General features: G+C 52.1%; 11 protein-coding genes and 7 tRNA genes. 5 read left to right on the plus strand and 13 right to left on the minus strand.

Annotation, left to right across the window (positions count from 1 at the left end; translation table 11 throughout):
- Window positions 1–2: 2 nt before the first annotated feature.
- From ACT3UM_RS15175 to ACT3UM_RS15205, 7 genes are all read right to left on the minus strand, one after another.
- Window positions 3–1,124, minus strand: a complete 1,122-nt coding sequence (locus tag ACT3UM_RS15175; protein WP_138799992.1) for a hypothetical protein — start codon at window positions 1,122–1,124, stop codon at window positions 3–5.
- Between the two features lie 1,044 nt (window positions 1,125–2,168).
- Window positions 2,169–2,256 (minus strand) — tRNA-Ser (locus tag ACT3UM_RS15180).
- 106 nt (window positions 2,257–2,362) lie between these two features.
- Window positions 2,363–2,872 carry a YiiD C-terminal domain-containing protein gene (locus ACT3UM_RS15185; protein WP_498900146.1) on the minus strand — a complete coding sequence of 170 codons (510 nt, stop codon included), beginning with the start codon at window positions 2,870–2,872 and terminating at the stop codon, window positions 2,363–2,365.
- 15 nt (window positions 2,873–2,887) lie between these two features.
- On the minus strand, window positions 2,888–3,448 hold the full coding sequence (locus tag ACT3UM_RS15190) for a nitroreductase family protein (protein ID WP_498900148.1): 561 nt from the start codon (window positions 3,446–3,448) through the stop codon (window positions 2,888–2,890).
- A 91-nt stretch (window positions 3,449–3,539) separates the two neighbouring features.
- Window positions 3,540–4,373 (minus strand): NADPH-dependent 7-cyano-7-deazaguanine reductase QueF, encoded by an 834-nt coding sequence (gene queF / locus ACT3UM_RS15195; RefSeq protein ID WP_498900150.1) that lies wholly within the window; start codon window positions 4,371–4,373, stop codon window positions 3,540–3,542.
- A gap of 38 nt (window positions 4,374–4,411) precedes the next feature.
- The gene (locus ACT3UM_RS15200; protein ID WP_498900152.1) at window positions 4,412–5,185 is read right to left on the minus strand and encodes an ABC transporter permease; all 774 of its coding nucleotides are present in this window, start codon (window positions 5,183–5,185) and stop codon (window positions 4,412–4,414) included.
- On the minus strand, window positions 5,182–6,165 hold the full coding sequence (locus ACT3UM_RS15205; RefSeq protein ID WP_498900154.1) for an ABC transporter ATP-binding protein: 984 nt from the start codon (window positions 6,163–6,165) through the stop codon (window positions 5,182–5,184). The genes ACT3UM_RS15200 and ACT3UM_RS15205 overlap by 4 nt, the downstream gene beginning before the upstream one ends.
- Window positions 6,166–6,567: 402 nt before the next feature.
- Here ACT3UM_RS15205 and ACT3UM_RS15210 point away from each other — a divergent pair, with 402 nt between their 5' ends.
- Complete coding sequence (locus ACT3UM_RS15210; protein WP_498900156.1) at window positions 6,568–8,085, plus strand: methyl-accepting chemotaxis protein; 1,518 nt, start codon at window positions 6,568–6,570, stop codon at window positions 8,083–8,085.
- A 216-nt stretch (window positions 8,086–8,301) separates the two neighbouring features.
- Here the strand turns inward: ACT3UM_RS15210 and ACT3UM_RS15215 are convergent.
- The 6 genes from ACT3UM_RS15215 to ACT3UM_RS15240 form a co-directional block, all read right to left on the minus strand.
- Window positions 8,302–8,376: transfer RNA gene (locus tag ACT3UM_RS15215), tRNA-Gly, on the minus strand.
- Window positions 8,377–8,402: 26 nt separating this feature from the next.
- Window positions 8,403–8,478: transfer RNA gene (locus ACT3UM_RS15220), tRNA-Glu, on the minus strand.
- Between the two features lie 131 nt (window positions 8,479–8,609).
- A tRNA-Gly gene (locus tag ACT3UM_RS15225) sits at window positions 8,610–8,684 on the minus strand.
- A gap of 47 nt (window positions 8,685–8,731) precedes the next feature.
- Window positions 8,732–8,807: transfer RNA gene (locus tag ACT3UM_RS15230), tRNA-Glu, on the minus strand.
- A 4-nt stretch (window positions 8,808–8,811) separates the two neighbouring features.
- Window positions 8,812–8,886: transfer RNA gene (locus ACT3UM_RS15235), tRNA-Gly, on the minus strand.
- Between the two features lie 53 nt (window positions 8,887–8,939).
- A tRNA-Glu gene (locus ACT3UM_RS15240) sits at window positions 8,940–9,015 on the minus strand.
- 332 nt (window positions 9,016–9,347) lie between these two features.
- Here ACT3UM_RS15240 and ACT3UM_RS15245 point away from each other — a divergent pair.
- Genes ACT3UM_RS15245 through ACT3UM_RS15260 form a run of 4 tightly spaced genes read left to right on the plus strand, consistent with a single transcriptional unit; the run spans window position 9,348 to window position 13,902 of the window.
- A complete protein-coding gene (locus tag ACT3UM_RS15245) occupies window positions 9,348–10,451 on the plus strand; it encodes a TRAP transporter substrate-binding protein (protein ID WP_498900158.1) in 1,104 nt (367 codons plus the stop codon).
- Between the two features lies 1 nt (window position 10,452).
- Window positions 10,453–10,962: a TRAP transporter small permease subunit gene (locus ACT3UM_RS15250; protein WP_498900160.1), complete on the plus strand. Its 510-nt coding sequence runs from the start codon at window positions 10,453–10,455 to the stop codon at window positions 10,960–10,962.
- Between the two features lie 3 nt (window positions 10,963–10,965).
- The gene (locus ACT3UM_RS15255; RefSeq protein ID WP_498900163.1) at window positions 10,966–12,291 is read left to right on the plus strand and encodes a TRAP transporter large permease; all 1,326 of its coding nucleotides are present in this window, start codon (window positions 10,966–10,968) and stop codon (window positions 12,289–12,291) included.
- Between the two features lie 24 nt (window positions 12,292–12,315).
- Window positions 12,316–13,902 carry a gamma-glutamyltransferase family protein gene (locus ACT3UM_RS15260; RefSeq protein WP_498900165.1) on the plus strand — a complete coding sequence of 529 codons (1,587 nt, stop codon included), beginning with the start codon at window positions 12,316–12,318 and terminating at the stop codon, window positions 13,900–13,902.
- Window positions 13,903–13,931: the final 29 nt, after the last annotated feature.

The raw sequence follows: 13,931 nt of genomic DNA on the forward strand, positions 1-13,931 counted from the left end.
TTTTAATCATCCATTTTATTAATTGCTTCAAAGTAAGCAGCATACATCGTTGCTTTTAATGTTTGATCGTCCAAGCTTGATCTAATTTCATTATTAAATTTTTCAACTAGCTCTTCTATGCAGCCGTCTTCGCTAAAACCGTTACATTGAAGATAGTTTAACTTTACAAAATTTAGGATTTTCTGATGTTCAGCTTCATCCTTGCTTTTAAATAGATCAAAAGCCAAAATAAATTTCATTTCAAATGTTTCACGTTCGAATGGTTTAATCCCTAGCTTTTGACCAACTTCTCTTTTATGATCACGCCAGAATTGAAAGGCTTTAGATTTTGTTGTAATTATCTTTATGGCATTATTTATATCTTTGCTTTGTATCTGTTTTGTTTTATCAGAAAGTCTAGCAATGCTTTTTTGATTGTAAGTCAGTTCGATATCCTTAAAAAGCCTGAATATGGATTCTAATGCCGCCTTGGAATCACTAACTTTCCGATCAAAAATATCTTCAATTTTGCTTCTTAATTGATTCTCTTGTTCTTTATTTGTTCTATTAAAGTCTATGTACAAGAACTTCAAATTCTCTAGCTGTTCAAACAATTTGTCGTTATTATACGACTCATGTAATTCAAGCTTGGTAGTTATAGCGTTTTGTATAACTGGGTCTAACTCACCATAAATGACTTCAGAGTTCTCCTCGTTTACAGCATGAGCATAAGTTCTAGTTTGTTTTTTATTGTCAACGAAGCTATTTACTTTCTTTTCGAGTTGTATGTTTGTATTTGATGAGAAGTACAGGTCATGGCTATAGCTGCAACATTTTGGATATTCATCTATAATGAGCGATTTACCGACTTGGAGTATCTTGACTATTATCTCGGCAAGTTCGACACCGATTTTCCAACTACCATTGGATTTCTTTTTTGATTGATAGGTTTCTACTTTGACTGCTTTCCCATGGTCATCAAGATAGCAAAACAGTATGTCCTCCAAATGCTCAAGAGATAGGAAGTACTTCGCTCCATCAAATTTGCTTTGGTAGTTATCAAGTATAATGAAAAGAGCCATGTTTCTCTGCAAAGCAAAGCCTTGTTGTGCTCTAACTCCTGCATTTACGCTTTGATCAACCAACACCATTTCCTTGTTTTTTGCTTTAATTAATTACAATTAGTAGTTTATTCATAACACATATGATAAAAAATTTCAATAATTTCTTCTAGTATATGATGCTTAGTGGATGAGTGCCATTACTTACCGGAGTTAAGCAGTTAACATGCCAAAATTCCCTGCGCTGGTTAAGGCAACAGGGGTGAAGGCTGCTGCTTTTGGATCCTCACCACGCTGCTGTGCCACCACCGCGTATTTAATTTAAAAGCCACACTCTCAGGCTGCCTTTAAGACGAGCACCGAGTCCGCAGGATACTGCAAAAAGCACCTAGCCCCACAGATCGAGAAAGCTAAGCGCCCAGTGTGACGGTTGTTTGTGATGCCTATGGAATCGGCTGAAGCCAACGATTCTGTTAACCTCAGTCAGACTGACTTCAGAGGCTGAAAGTAGATGCACTTTTGCGTTAACAGTTTATTAGTGCGCATGCGTGTTTTTCTGGCAACCAAAACCCTAACAATTTACCTATAATGCTATGAAATTTATAAAAAAAATATCGACTTTGCGATACCCTTGCCGAAAAGGCGCACGCACATTAACATTGTCACTACCCTTTCAAAGTTGCGTATAAGCACAAAATACTTCCCTGTAAATCATTGTTTTAATTAAATTAACAAGATCATTTTTCAGAAATATGAACACTCAACTTACAAACCCAAGTAGAAAATCGCGCATTGTGTGCTTGAGGCTGCCGTAAAAACGTGGCTAATTCTTAAGTCTATTTTGGCTAAAAATCAGATGTATAGAAAACTCACAATTCTTAAGATGACATTAGCGTAGTCGGCAGCCCCTGTCACCCAGCATTTGTAGGTTTAAAGCTTACGTGGAACATATAGTCTTAGGTCTGGACTGGGTAATGAGGTTGCAGAAGCTTAGATAGATGGATGAACTGTCCAAAGGCATCCCGTGCGTTACGAAGGGAGCCGATACACAAGTATGGGCTGAAGTATGGGCTGCTTAAAATAAAGACACAAAAAAGCCGCTGAAATCAGCGGCTTAATCTATATTCTTGGCGGAGGGGGAGGGATTCGAACCCTCGAAGCCTTGCGGCTTACACACTTTCCAGGCGTGCTCCTTCGACCACTCGGACACCCCTCCGCGTTTTGGCGCTGTTGAAAGGCTATACCTTTCGCGACAGAACGGCGCACATACTATGGGCTAAGCCTCGAAATAGCAAGCCTTTTCAGGCCGATTACCCATTCGGTTAGCGTGACGGCAACACCGCGTAACTGCCGCTGGCTTCCAGGCAGAGTGTCTCACCACAATAAAGCCGCTGGATTAGTTCTATACGCCCTTTACCGCGCTCTGCGAGCTTGTTGGCAAGCTGTGCGGGGCCTTCTGGTAGGGCTGGCGTGCATACCAAGCGGTAGTCACTCGTTACCGGCGCAAGAAAACGCTGACTAGCCTCGGCAACGACCACATCCCGCGCAATGCCCCGCTCGCGCAGCCATAGCGTTACCCAGCACCAGCCTTGCAGGGTGGTTTGCGCCGTCAGTGCGCCGCCAAAGCCCGTGCCTTTGTCGTTAAGGTTGGGGGCTAGCGCCAACTGCCACGTTAGCGCATTGCCTTGGCGTGATATTTCGCTAATGCCTAGCGCACTCACCATAGGGATAGCGTCACTCAGCCACTGCTGAAAAGCGGCCAGGTCTTCCGGCTGGTTCTCTGGCAGCGGCAAGCGCGGGTGCGGTATGCCTGGCTGACGGGGTAGATTCATGGCGCCTCCCGCACGCTAGTCCCAACGCTCCAAAAAGTCATCAACCTTATGCTGCGGTAAGGGTTTGTGGCGCCCGCCCAAGGTGCCCAGGTAGATAAACGCGACGACTTCGTCATCCTCATCCAAGCTCAGCCCTTTGCGAACCACGGGATCGAAAGCATATTTCCCGCTGCGCCACATAGCGCCTAGGCCTAGCGCGTGGGCGGCTAGCAGTATACCGTGGGCGGCGCACCCAGCGGAGATCACCTGCTCCATTTTGGGTACTTTTTCGAGTTCGGGCGTGACCTTGGCGATTACGGCGATAATCATCGGCGCTCGCAGCGGTTTTTTGCGCGCTGAGTTGAGCGTTTCGTCGTCGGCGCTGGGATCCTCCTGGAACTCCGCCTCGGCAAATAGCTCTCCTAGCCGCTCACGCCCTTCCCCGCTGAACTCGATAAACCGCCAGGGACGCAGCTCTTTATGGTCGGGCGCTCGTAGCGCGGCCTGATAAATGGCGCTGAGCTGTTCGCCGCTGGGCGCTGGTTCCGTCAGTTTGCCCATCGAACTGCGTTCGTGAAGTAGCGTGAGTGCGTCCATTAATGACTCCAAATCCAATCGTGTGTGGCTACTGTAACAGCGTCATTTATGACATCGCCATTTATAACATCACCGTTTATAACATCGCCTTTTACTGCCTTGCCAGGCGCAGCGGCGTAGGCGGTGTTAACCCAGGCGTTGCCCGCCAGGGGCTAATATCCAGCCCTCCGCGGCGCACGTAACGCGCCAGCACCAGCAACTGAGTAGGCTGTACCTGGGCCATTAAGTCGGTAAAGATATGCTCAACGCAGTGTTCGTGGAAATCCTGGTGCTGACGAAACCCAATCAGGTAGCGCAGCAGCCCTTCGCGGTCGATTTTGGGCCCTTTATAACAAATCAGCACGCTGCCCCAGTCCGGCTGGCCGGTAACGGGGCAGTTAGATTTCAGCAGGTGGGAGTAGAGCGTCTCTTCAACGACCTCATCGCCTACCGTTAAGTGGGCGCTACTAGGCGTGTAATCGCTTACTGCGATATCTAAATCGTCCAAGCATTCGCCTGGCAAGTGATGTGCTGAAAGCTCAGAAGCATCTACATCAAACAACTCAACACTCACCTCAGCTCCTGCCGCAACTGCAAGGTCATTGGCAAGCGTTTCCATCACTTCCTGGCGACTATAGAAACGGGTTTGATTGAAGCTATTGAGGTAGAGCTTCCAGGATTTAGACTCAATCAGATGGGGCGAGCTTGCGGGTAATCGAAAGCGTGCCACGGCGACAATGGGCTTGCCGCGGCTATTTAGCCAGGAGACTTCGAAGGCATGCCACTCGTCTTCGCCTACAAACGGCAAGTCACCCTCTTCTATCCCAAGAGGCGCGCGGTTGGCCGCACGGGGAATCGGATATAACAGCCCCGCGTCATACTGTTCAGGGTAGGCGGAATCGCGCCCTAAAGGCGCATATTCTAAGGTATTAGGGCGATGTGCCATGGTATAAAAGCTCTCTTCTCAATCAAGTTGTTATGCGCTTAGCTGCGAATGCCTTTGCCTCGCTCTAGCATCGCCAGCGCAATGCTAAACAGCACAATAATAAAGGCAAAAACGGCGGCAAGCGCCCAGCCAACGGGAATATCCGACACTCCCAAGAAGCCGTAACGGAAAACATTCACCATGTACAAAATCGGATTGAGCATGGAAACGCCCTGCCAGAAGTCAGGCAGCAGTGAGATTGAGTAAAATACGCCGCCCAGATAGGTAAGCGGCGTGAGAATAAAGGTCGGCACGATGGAAATATCGTCGAACTTATTCGCCAGTAAGGCGTTAATAAAGCCGCCAATAGAAAATAGCGCCGAGGTGAGCACAACGACCAACACCGTGAGCAACGGATGTTCCATGGTCAGGCGGGTAAAGAACAGCGACACCACGGTCACAATCAGCCCTACGCCCAGCCCACGCGCCATACCGCCTAGAATAAAGCCGGCCAAAATCACCCAGTTGGGCATCGGCGATACCATCATCTCTTCAATCGAGCGCTGGAACTTGTTTGAAAAGAAACTCGATGCCACGTTGGAGTAGCTGTTGGTAATCACCGACATCATGATCAGTCCAGGGACGATAAAGTCCATGTAACTGAAGCCGTCCATATCGCCAATCCGCGAACCAATTAGATTACCGAAGATGATGAAGTACATCGCCATGGTGATTGAGGGCGGCAGTAGCGTTTGCGGCCAAATCCGGGTAAAGCGCTTGATCTCTTTTAGCACCAGGGTCCAGAGCGCGATGAGTGTCTGGCTGAAATTCATGCGCGCACCTCTTTGGCTTCATCACTTGAGCTTGCTACGCGCTGGTCAATCGCTCCTTGGCCACTACCTTCCACCATCGACACAAACATCTCCTCAAGGCGGTTGGCCCGGTTACGCATTGATACGACTTCGATGCCCTGCTCACTCAACGCTTTGAACACATCATTCAATCGCTGGCCACGATGGACTAACAGCGAAAGCTGGGTGGGCTCTAGCTGGTGAAGCTCAAAACCTTCGATAGTGGGCACTTCTGCGACTGGCTCAGCCAAATCAATTAGGAACGTCTCAGTATCAAGCTCAGCCAATAACTCACGTACGCTGGTGTTACGCACAATATCGCCATTATTGATAATCGCCACGTTGCGACACAGGCTCTCTGCCTCTTCCAGATAGTGCGTCGTCAGGATGATGGTGGTGCCTTCGTCTTGGTTAATTCGCCGCATATACTCCCACATACTGCGCCGCAGCTCGATATCCACCCCGGCGGTTGGCTCATCCAGAATCAGCAGTTTGGGACGATGCATCAGCGCACGGGCGATCATCAGACGGCGCTTCATGCCGCCGGAGAGCATGCGCGCGCTGCCGTTGCGTTTTTCCCACAAGCCAAGATCAGTCAGCAGCTGTTGAGCACGGGGCAAGGCCTCGCGACTGGTCATCCCGTAGTAGCCCGCCTGGGCGAGCACGATATCAAGTACTTTTTCAAACTGATTGAAGTTGAACTCTTGGGGAACTACACCCAACTGATACTTCGCTTTGGCGAAATCTTTATCGACATCAATGCCAAAGATGGTGACCTTGCCCGCTGTCTTTTGCACCAGCGAACAAACCACGCCTAAAGTAGTGGATTTACCGGCGCCATTGGGGCCCAACAAAGCAAAAAAATCGCCCTGTTGGACGTCGAGATCAATACCTTTGAGCGCCTGAAAACCGTTGCCATACACTTTGGTAAGGCCACGGATCGACAATGCCGGTTCGGCCATGAATATGTCCTGTCAGCAAAATGAGAAGCACGAAAAAGTGCGTTAGAAGGAGAGATATCGGGGCAATCATATGTTTTTTCAAGCCACCCACTGCCGCACATAGCCTGCTATTGGCTAGCGCGCTATCGATTCAAGCGCATATGTACATTTAATGACACTTTGCCACGCTTTTGGGGCAGAAGCCCGCAAACTAATACTTTAGTATTAGCGCCGTGCTATGTAGGGAGTCGGGATAACCACCGCTTGGCATACAAGGGAATCAAGAAAACACATAAGAGAGCTAATCACATAATGAGCGCCACTGTTACTCACCACCCAAAGGCCTTAACCAGCTTACCGCCAGTTGCTTCGCCTAAGGCAAACAAGAGCTTAGCTGCTCTACCCCTTCGTCGACAGCGGCTTATGGGAGTCGTTGTACTCTGGTTGATCCTTGCCATCATGATTGTCGTTAACGCATGGCAAAGTCGTGCCTTACTGTATACCGAACGCGAACAACGCATGGTCACCGCCGTGGATATCGCGGTTTCGACCATGGAACATTTTGACATGCTGGCCCAGCAGGGCGACATCACGTTAGATGAGGCCAAAACCCTCGCTTTGAACACCATTCGCGATGTGCGTTTCGGGGAAGAAGACAATTATCTATTTGCGTTTAGTGGCGACCTAAAAATGCTTGCCCACCCTAAACGAGAACGGGGAGACGATCTGGCCCAGGTCACTGATCCTGAAGGTACGCGTATTTTCCAAGCCATTCTAAATAACACCCGCGGCGCAGGAAGCAGTTTCACTGAGTATTACTCAAATTTTGCCAGAGGAAATGATGCGCAACCATTGGTACGTACCTACGCCGAGGCTTACGAACCTTGGGATATGTACATTGCCAGCGGTGTTTTTATGGGGGATGTTAACAGCGCGATCATGGGTCAGCTTATCGAAAGCGTGGTAGTGGGCATACTAGCTGGCGTGCTCGTCACCATCGCCTTCTGGAGCATGATCTCGTTAATCCTGCGTCGTCTTGGCGGCGAACCTAGCTACGCCGCAAGCGTCGTTGGCCGCATTGCTCAAGGCGATTTATCCGCAACAGTGCTGCTCAGCCAGAACGATACCAGCAGCTTATTGCACGATATCCAAGCAATGCGTGACAAGCTGCGCGAAACCATGCAGGAAATACAGACCACCAGCAGCGCCGTTGATCATAATGCCGGCGAGATCGCCTCAGGCAATCAAGAACTCTCCTCGCGCACCGAGCAACAGGCTGCAGCGCTTCAACAAACTTCTTCCAGCATGGAAGAGGTTACCGCCACAGTGCGCCAAAATGCCGACAGCGTAGAACAAGCCAAAGAGCTGGTACGCAATGCAGGCGAAACGTCCCAAGCAGGCCAACAGGCAATAGGGGAAGCGGTCACCTCCATGCAGGCTATTAACGCAGAAGCCGCCAAAATCACCGAGATCGTGACTCTGATTGATGGCATTGCGTTTCAAACCAATATTTTGGCACTCAATGCTTCCGTGGAAGCCGCTCGGGCGGGCGAACATGGGCGAGGCTTTGCCGTCGTCGCTGGCGAAGTGCGCCAGCTAGCGAATCGTTCAGCCAACGCCGCTCAGGAGATCAAAACGCTGATCGACACATCGAACACACAGGTGAGCAATGGCGCTACGCTGGTCGGCACGGCGAAAGAGCGTATGCAAAAAATTGATCAGCAGATCCAGCAGGTTAATGACTTGTTTACCGACATTACCGCGGCCACCCACGAACAGACACGGGGCATTGAACAGATCAACGTTGCGATTGCTCAATTAGATCAGGCTACCCAGGATAACGCATCCATGGTTCAGCAAACGGCAACGTCCGCCTATGACCTAACCAAGCGTTCACAATCGCTAAACGATGTAGTAAGCCACTTTAAGCTCTCTTACTAACCAGTCAAAACACGTTTTTACGCTCAGGCCTTTTGGCTTGGGCGTATTGGCTATAGCAAAGTTAGATTAATTCAGCGCACGAAAAAAATCGCACAAAATAGGCGATAAAGACCAACGTAAAATAGAGAAGAATGTTCACATGGAGTGGGAAAGGAGATTCGACCGGGCTGGCGCCCCAGCTCACGACCCTTGCTTAACGACTAGGTACTGTTTACATGGAGCGGGAAAGGAGATTCGAACTCCCGACCCTCGCCTTGGCAAGGCGATGCTCTACCACTGAGCTATTCCCGCAACGCAAACACTAGGTTAAAGCTAGATGGCGTCCCATAGGGGGTTCGAACCCCTGTTACCGCCGTGAAAGGGCGGTGTCCTAGGCCACTAGACGAATGGGACTTATTGGAATAGGAAAATAATTTATATCCGATCCCTAAAACTGGAGCGGGAAAGGAGATTCGACCGGGCTGGCGCACCAGCTCCCGACCCTCGCCTTGGCAAGGCGACACTCTTTACCACACCATCAAAACTGGAGCGGGAAAGGAGATTCGAACTCCCGACCCTCGCCTTGGCAAGGCGATGCTCTACCACTGAGCTATTCCCGCTTATAGAACGCTTGCTCTTACTTAACGCTTACCTAAAGTACCGGAAGTGGCGTCCCATAGGGGGTTCGAACCCCTGTTACCGCCGTGAAAGGGCGGTGTCCTAGACCACTAGACGAATGGGACGTGTTGGAGCGGGAAAGGAGATTCGAACTCCCGACCCTCGCCTTGGCAAGGCGATGCTCTACCACTGAGCTATTCCCGCATTCCGATAACCCTGACGACCTCTTATTTTAAAGGCTTAGCCTTAAAAATAAGTGGCGTCCCATAGGGGGTTCGAACCCCTGTTACCGCCGTGAAAGGGCGGTGTCCTAGACCACTAGACGAATGGGACGTTGCAATGCCTCGTCGAGGTGGCGCGTATGTTACTCAGACCGCCTTAAGCTGTCAAGCACTCAGCCCTCATCAAGCTAACTGACCTGCTTTCAACCACCTACACGCTCAGGCTATAGAGAGCGATATAAAGTGCACACCAAGAGTGCCATTTGAGATCAAAAAGCTGCATAACGGTGCAAACGGTTAATTTTGTTGTACTTACTTTGCCAACTTGCAACCTACAAAACCCTTCAAAATCTTTTATTTATAAAAAAATCGATTTTTATGGCACACCCCTTGCTACTCCATTGTGTTCCTTGCTGACCTACTCCCTAATAAATGAGGTGTGCTATGTCCTTATCCCGCCGCAAGTTTCTCACCACGGCAGCTGTCTCCTCCACCGCTGGCTTGGTATTAGGTGCGCCGTCAATTGCTCGTGCGCAGTCAGCCGAAAGCTTTAACTGGCGTATGACCAATGCCTATCCTCCCGGCTCGCCCTTCTACGTGGAAGGCCCAGGCAGCCCCACCGATGTGATCGCCAAAATTAACGCCATGTCCGGCGGGCGATTGAATATTCAGCACTTCTCATCCGGCGAGCTGATTCCTGCCTTTGAAGGCTTCGAAGCCGTTCAAAGTGGCACCATCGAGATGAACGCCGCTAACAGCTACTTCTGGTCCGGCACCACCTTTGCTGCGCAGTACTTCACTACCGTGCCGTTTGGTATGAGCTTTATGGGCCATATGGCGTGGCTTTACCACGGCGGCGGTTTGGAACTTTGGCACGAAGTGTATGAGCCCTACGGCATGGTGGCCTTCCCGCTGAATAATACCGGCGTGCAAATGACCGGCTGGTTCCGAGAACCGATCGAGGACATTAGTCAGCTCAACGGGCTGCGCATGCGCGTGCCTGGCTTGGCGGGCCAAGTTTACTCGTCGCTTGGCGTGGATGCCCGGGTACTGCCCGGTGGCGAAATCTTTCCGGCGCTGGAACGTGGCGTGATTGATGCAGCTGAGTTTGTGGGGCCCTTCCAAGACCGCCGTATGGGGCTACATAACGCTGCCAAGTTCTATCACACCACCGGCTGGCACGAACCTTCTACCACTGGCGAACTGCTGATCTCGAAATCACACTGGGACAGCCTGCCCGAAGATCTGCAGATGATTGTGAAAAGCGCCTGCATGGCCGCCTGCTTAGAGAGCGTAACCTGGTCGGAAGCCGTGAACGGTGAAGCCATGACCGACCTGGTAGAGAACGAAGGCGTCACTGCCAGCATGCTGCCACAACCGGTGATTGATGCGCTGCGTGAGGCAACGATGGACACACTTTCCACCGAAGCCAACGCCGACCCGCTGGTACGTAAAGTGCACGATAGCTATATGGCGTTTAAAGCCAATCATGATCGCTGGGCAGGCGCCAGTGAACGCGCCTGGTTAAACGACATTATCGGAGTCTGATATGCGCGCCGTGGCATGTTTTGTCCACGGAGTTGAGGCGGTGGTTCGGCTTTTTGGCTGGGTCGCCGCCTGGACCTGCGTGGTATTAGTCGGATTAGTCGCTGGTGACGTATTGATGCGCTATGCGTTTAGCGTTGGCGCGGTATGGCTCCAGGAGCTGCAGTGGCACCTGATCTCCCCTATCGCACTGTTTGGTATGTCATACCTACTGCTGATGGGTGAGCAGGTACGCGTGGACGTTTTCTATGAGCGCTTTCCCGCGGGTCTGCAGCGGGTAATTGAGGTGATCGGCGGGCTATTACTGCTAGTCATGGGGCTGTATATCGCCTGGCTGACGCTGCCCTGGATCGCCCAGTCGTTCGCCCGCGGCGAAGCGTCACCCAACCCCGGCGGCCTACCTCTGCGCTGGCTGCTCAAATCGCTGATTCCGTTTGGTTTTGTCCTTCTCGCGCTGCAAGGGTTGGCCCACGCGCTGCGTCAGGCGTTCGCCCTGCCCACACGAGGTGAATAACGCATGTCTCCCAATGAATGGCTAGCGATCGGCATGATCGTGGCTTTTTTCGTGTTTCTGCTGATTGGTATTCCAGTAGGTATTAGCATCGCCGCCACGGCCTTTTTCTTTGGCTATATCGGCTTCGGCCCAATGCTATTTAACCTGCTGCCATCGCGTATCTATGGGGTGGTGACCAATTACACTTTTATGGCGATACCGCTGTTTGTGTTTATGGGGGTGATGCTGGAGAAGTCGAAATTGGCTGAAGAGCTGATCGACGTGATCGGCCACTTGTTTGGCGGTATTTCAGGCGGCATGGGGGTGGCGATTATTTTAGTTGGCGTTTTGTTAGGCGCCGCGACGGGCATTGTCGGCGCCACCATCGTCACACTGGGCCTGCTCACCCTGCCGACGCTGCTTCGCCGGGGCTATCCTAAAACACTTGCCACCGGCATGATCTGCGCCTCGGGTACCTTGGGGCAGATTATTCCGCCCAGTTTGGTGCTGATTCTGCTGGCTGAAATTTTGGGTGAATCAGTCGGCACGATGTTCGCCGCAGCCATGGTGCCGGGGCTGACACTAGCGGCGGTGTATATTATTGCCATTCTGGTAATCGCAAAACTCTACCCTGACCTGATGCCACCGATTCCGGCTGAAGAGCGTGCGGATATGGGGCGCCGCCAGCTGGTTCGCAAAGTTATCACTGTGGTGGGGCCGCCAGTGGGCTTGGTGTTTGCGGTATTGGGCTCGATTATTGGCGGTATTGCGGCGCCTACCGAGGCGGCCTCCATGGGCGCACTGGGGGCATTAGTCATTGTAACGTGCTCCGGACGGTTAACCTTTGCACTGCTCAAGGAGGTTGCCAAAGCCACGTTGGTGATCTCGGCGATGGTGTTCTTTATCTTAATCAGCGCCCAGGTGTTTGGTCTGGCATTCCGTGGCCTGGGCGGCGAGCATTTGGTGGCTCGAATGTTCGACTGGGTGCCCGGCGGCGAGCTCGGTGCGATGCTGTTTATGCTACTGCTGATGTTTGTATTGGGCTTCTTTCTGGAGTGGATTGAAATCAGCTATATTGCCTTGCCGCTATTTTTACCGTTCTTCGTTCAGATGGGCGTTGATATGGTATGGCTGGGCATTTTGGTGGGACTGGTGCTACAAACCTCGTTTCTTACCCCTCCTTTTGGCTGGTCGCTGTTTTTTCTAAAAGGCGTGGCGCCTAAAGAAGTCTCGACACTGGATATTTACAAAGGCGCGCTGCCCTTTATTGGCTTACAGTTTCTGGCCGTGGCACTGGTGTTTATCTTTCCGAGCATTGCCACTTGGCTACCGAACGCGATTGGCTGGTAATCATAATTAAAAAGGACGCTGGATATGCTCCACACTCAACGTAGTTATGGCGGCAGTTGTGTCGCCCCTCATCACCTAGCTGCCAGCGCAGGGCGCGATGTGCTTAAACAGGGTGGTAATGCGGTAGAAGCCATGGTTGCCGCTGCCGCGGCCATTGCCGTGGTTTATCCGCATATGAACGCCTTGGGCGGCGACGGTTTCTGGTTAATTCATGAGCCAGGCAAAGCGCCGGTAGCTATCGACGCATGCGGCCCGGCGGCAGGCTTGGCCAGCGCGGATTTCTACGCCGGGGAAACGCAGATTCCCGAGCGTGGCCCTAAAGCTGCGCTTACCATGGCGGGCACCATTGGCGGCTGGCATGAAGCACTGAACGTGGCATCAACATGGGGTAAGTCACTTCCGCTTACCACCCTACTGGCCGATGCCATTCATCATGCCGAAACGGGCATTGCGGTTTCCCAAAGCCAAGAGGCGCTCACTGCCAAACACGTAGAGCGTTTATCCCAAAGCCCTGGCTTTAGCGATGCCCTTCTGCTTAACGGCCAGATACCCCGTGAAGGCGAACGGCTGCGCCAGCCGCGTTTGGCCGCCACACTCAAGCGTTTGGCAGAAGCAGGATTAGATGACTTCTACCGCGGCGAGCTGGCCGCCAGTATGGCGCGGGATTTAGAGGCCGTCGGCAGTCCGCTGCGCCTGGCAGACTTTCACGCTTATCGCGCCCAACGGGTCACACCGCTGGAAGTAACGCTTCAGGATGCCACGCTGTATAACCTGCCTGCGCCGACCCAAGGCATGGCCTCGTTAATGATTTTAGGTATCTACGAGCGCCTAAAAGCCGCCGAGCCCAACGGTTTTGACCACCTGCATGGTTTAATTGAAGCCACCAAACGCGCCTTTATCCTGCGCGACCAAAACGTCACCGACCCCGGCCGCGTGCCAACACCGCTGCAAGATTTGCTCAGCGAAGAGAACATTGGCTTAGAAGCGGCTCAGATCGCCCCGCAGCACGCCCTACCCTGGCCCCACGAACCAGCGCCAGGCGACACCATTTGGATGGGCACCGTGGATAGCGAAGGACGTTCGGTGAGCTTTATTCAGAGCATCTACTGGGAGTTTGGCAGCGGCGTGGTGTTACCGGAAAGCGGCGTGCTGTGGCAAAACCGCGGCATCAGCTTCTCGCTTAACCCTGACGACCTGCGCGGCTTAGCCCCTGGTCGCAAACCCTTCCACACGTTGAACCCGGCGCTGGCCAAATTTAACGATGGCCGCACCATGGTCTACGGCACTATGGGCGGTGAAGGCCAGCCGCAAACCCAGGCGGCCGTATTTTCACGCTATGCAATGCACGGCATGCCGCTCCAGCAGGCGATTACCGCGCCGCGCTGGCTACTCGGGCGTACCTGGGGCGAAACCAGCACTAACTTAAAGCTCGAAGCGCGCTTTGACGACGCGTTAGTCACCGCCCTGGCAACGGCGGGCCACGATGTGGAAGTTTTACCTGACGCGTTCAGCGACACAATGGGCCATGCGGGCGGCATTGTGCACCACCCGGATGGTTTAATAGAGAGCGCCCACGACCCGCGCAGTAACGGCGGAGCAGCAAGCTTATAAAAAGCGGACTGATGGTTTTCTTAGCCTTC

It is taken from the genome of Halomonas sp. AOP13-D3-9 (assembly GCF_052379125.1).
Lineage (GTDB): Bacteria > Pseudomonadota > Gammaproteobacteria > Pseudomonadales > Halomonadaceae > Vreelandella.